General features: G+C 64.1%; 3 protein-coding genes and 2 pseudogenes. 3 read left to right on the plus strand and 2 right to left on the minus strand.

What is annotated here, in order from left to right; translation table 11 throughout:
* Positions 1-269 (minus strand): annotated as a pseudogene (locus VKR55_RS24145) (transposase domain-containing protein); the annotation flags it as partial.
* A gap of 98 nt (positions 270-367) precedes the next feature.
* Between VKR55_RS24145 and tnpA the strand changes: the two are divergent.
* From tnpA to tnpC, 3 genes are all read left to right on the plus strand, one after another.
* The gene (gene tnpA, locus VKR55_RS24150) at positions 368-709 is read left to right on the plus strand and encodes an IS66-like element accessory protein TnpA (RefSeq protein WP_324407295.1); all 342 of its coding nucleotides are present in this window, start codon (positions 368-370) and stop codon (positions 707-709) included.
* Positions 706-1,053: an IS66 family insertion sequence element accessory protein TnpB gene (gene tnpB, locus VKR55_RS24155; RefSeq protein WP_324407297.1), complete on the plus strand. Its 348-nt coding sequence runs from the start codon at positions 706-708 to the stop codon at positions 1,051-1,053. The genes tnpA and tnpB overlap by 4 nt, the downstream gene beginning before the upstream one ends.
* Positions 1,054-1,154: 101 nt before the next feature.
* Positions 1,155-2,738 carry an IS66 family transposase gene (gene tnpC / locus VKR55_RS24160; RefSeq protein ID WP_324407299.1) on the plus strand — a complete coding sequence of 528 codons (1,584 nt, stop codon included), beginning with the start codon at positions 1,155-1,157 and terminating at the stop codon, positions 2,736-2,738.
* Positions 2,739-2,790: 52 nt separating this feature from the next.
* Here tnpC and VKR55_RS24165 read toward each other — a convergent pair.
* Positions 2,791-3,065 (minus strand): annotated as a pseudogene (locus tag VKR55_RS24165) (transposase); the annotation flags it as partial.

A 3,065-nucleotide genomic window follows, 5' to 3' on the forward strand; every position in this document is an offset into this window, starting at 1 on the left:
CCGCAGCACGGACAGCTCTCCGGTGCCGCAATGACAACCCGCTCGCGCGGCAGATGCGCCGGAAAGGGCTTGCGGGCAGGCCGCTTACGTTGGAACGACTGCACGGTTTGCGTTCGCGCCGCTGCCTTCTCGGCCGCCAGCTCGTCTTCAGTCGCTGCCGCTTCCAGCTCTTCAAGCGCAAGCTCCATCTGCTCCAGCAGTCGCGCCTTGCGTTCCGAGCGGGTGCCGTAAAGCTGACGCCGCAGCTTCTCGATCTCGAGCTTGAGAGTAACCGTCCGATAGCGGCCGCCTTGCGATCGTTGGTCTGATGCGATCTCTCGACACTGGTGCAAGCACCCTCGCTTGCACCAGTGCAAGAGACGGTGCGATGAGCCGAGTTGAGGTGCTGTCGGGCCCGGAGCGGCGTCGGCGGTGGAGCGCGGAACAGAAGCGGTCGATCGTTGCGGAGGCGTTTGCGCCGGGTGCGTCGGTTTGCGACGTGGCGCGGCGCCGGGAGGTGGTTGCCGGGCAGATTTACCGGTGGCGGAAAGAGCTTCGGACTGCTGGGGGAGGATTTGCCGAGGTAGTGGTCGCGCCGGAGCCTGGCGAGCGATCACGGCCGGATGTGCCGGTTGTGGAGATCGAGCTTGGCCGGGACATTCGCGTGCGCATTGCGGCGACGGCGCCCACGGAACTGGCGACCGCGATTATCAAAGCGTTGGCGCGATGATCCCGCTTTCATCCGGCGTTCGCGTGTGGATCGCAGCCGGGCATACCGACATGCGGCGCGGAATGCAGAGCTTGGCTCTGCAGGTGCAGGAGGGGCTCAAGCGCGACCCGCATGCCGGCGATCTCTACGTGTTTCGCGGGCGCAGCGGTTCGCTGATCAAGATTCTCTGGCATGATGGGGTCGGCATGTCGCTTTATGCCAAGCGGCTGGAGCGTGGCCGATTCATTTGGCCATCGGCCACGTCCGGCGTCGTCTCGATCTCGGCTTCACAGCTCGCCTACATGCTCGACGGAATCGACTGGCGGAATCCCCAACACACATTCCGTCCCGCGGCGGCCGGCTGAGCTTGTCGAAGCCTGAGCGGAGGGCTGAACAAGCCGCGACTCATTGACTCACGGCGCGAGATTTATCGCGCGAATCAGCGGATTGTGTTGGTGTCGCGGCCATGGCTGGGCCCGCTGATCATCTTCCCGACGGCACCGATGCTCTGAAGGCGGCGCTGGTCGAGACGCGCGCCAAGCTCGTGGGCGCACAAGCTTTGATCGAGCACCTGCAGTTGGTAATCGCCAAGATGCAGCGCGACAAGTTCGGTCCGCGCTCTGAGCGCAGCCAGCGGCTCATCGATCAATTGGAATTACAGCTCGAGGAGCTGGTTGCGGCTGCCGGAGAGGACGAGGCGAAAGCCGAGACGAAGTCCGTCGAGGTGCGGGGCTTCACGCGGCGCTCAGCGACGCGGCGCAACTTTCCGGCCGATCTGCCGCGTCGGCGAGTCGTGCACGCGGCCCCGACCACTTGCCCATGCTGTGGTGGCAGCAATCTGTCGAAGATCGGCGAGGATGTCACCGAGACGCTCGATGTCGTCCCGCGGCAATGGTTCGTGACCGAGCATGTGCGGGAGAAATTCAGCTGCCGGTCGTGCGAGACGATCACTCAGCCACCGGCGCCGTTCCACGCGATCGCGCGCGGCTTTGCGGGCCCGAGCTTGCTGGCGATGATGCTGGTGGAGAAGTACGCCAACCATCAGCCGCTCAACCGGCAGAGCGAGCAATATGCACGCGAGGGGATCGAGCTGTCGGTGTCGACCATGGCGGATCATGTCGGTGCCTGCGCGGCGACGTTGATGCCGCTCCACGAGCTGATCAAGGCGCACGTGTTCGCCGCCGAGCGCCTTCACGGCGACGACACCACGGTGCCGGTGCTGGAGAAGGGCAAGTGCCGCACCGGACGGATTTGGACCTATGTGCGTGACGACCGCCCGTTTGGCGGTCGTGCGCCGCCAGCCGCCGTGTTCTTCTACTCATCGGATCGTGCCGGCATCCATCCCGAGCAGCATCTCGCCGGCTATGCCGGGATCCTTCAGGCCGATGCCTACGGCGGCTTCAATGCGCTCTACGCGCCGGATCGAAAAGGAGGGCCGATCACGCAAGCGGGATGCTGGGCGCACGCGCGGCGCAAGCTGTTCGAGCTCGCCGACATCGCCTCCAAGGTGCGCAAGGGGAAGCCGACGACGATCTCGCCGATCGCGTTCGAGGCAGTTCAAAAGTTCGACGCCATCTTCGCGCTGGAGCGTTCGATCAATGGCTCGTCGCCTGAAGAGCGCCTGGCCGCGCGCCGCAAGGACATCGCGCCGCTGGTCCATGACCTCATCGATTGGATGAAGCGGGAGCGCGGCAAACTCTCGCGTCACAACGACGTCGCCAAGGCTTTTGACTACATGCTCAAGCGCATCGACGCCTTCACTCGCTTCCTTGAAGATGGACGTATCTGCGTGAGCAACAATGCGGCCGAACGCGCGCTGCGCGGGATTGCGCTTGGCAGAAAGTCATGGCTCTTCGCCGGCTCCGATCGCGGCGGCGCACGCGCCGCAGTCATGCTGACACTCATTCAAACGGCCAAACTCAACGAGATCGATCCGCAGGCCTGGCTCGCCGACGTGCTCGCCCGCATCAACGATCACAAAATCCAGAGGCTCGACGAACTCCTGCCGTGGAACTGGAACCACGTGCGCCAGCAAAAGGCCGCCGCGTAGCCGCCCCGTCACGCACAAGCCGCGCCGTCAATGGCAAAATCCGCGGTCCTCAACGCACGCTTACGAGGGAACGGAAGACGCCGCGTTTGAGGCGCCGCTTGGCCAAGAGCGCGAACAAGCCTTCGACGGCGTTGAGCCAGGAAGCCGAAGTTGGGGTGAAGTGGAAGACAAAACGCGGGTGGCGGGCGAGCCATTCCAGGACTTTAGGATGCTTGTGCGCGGCGTAGTTGTCGACGATCACGTGAATCGCGAGCTTTGCTGGCATTCTTGCCTCGATCACATTGAGGAAGCGGATGAACTCCTGATGGCGATGGCGCTTCATGCACT

The organism is Bradyrhizobium sp., assembly GCF_035309285.1.
Classification (GTDB): domain Bacteria; phylum Pseudomonadota; class Alphaproteobacteria; order Rhizobiales; family Xanthobacteraceae; genus Bradyrhizobium.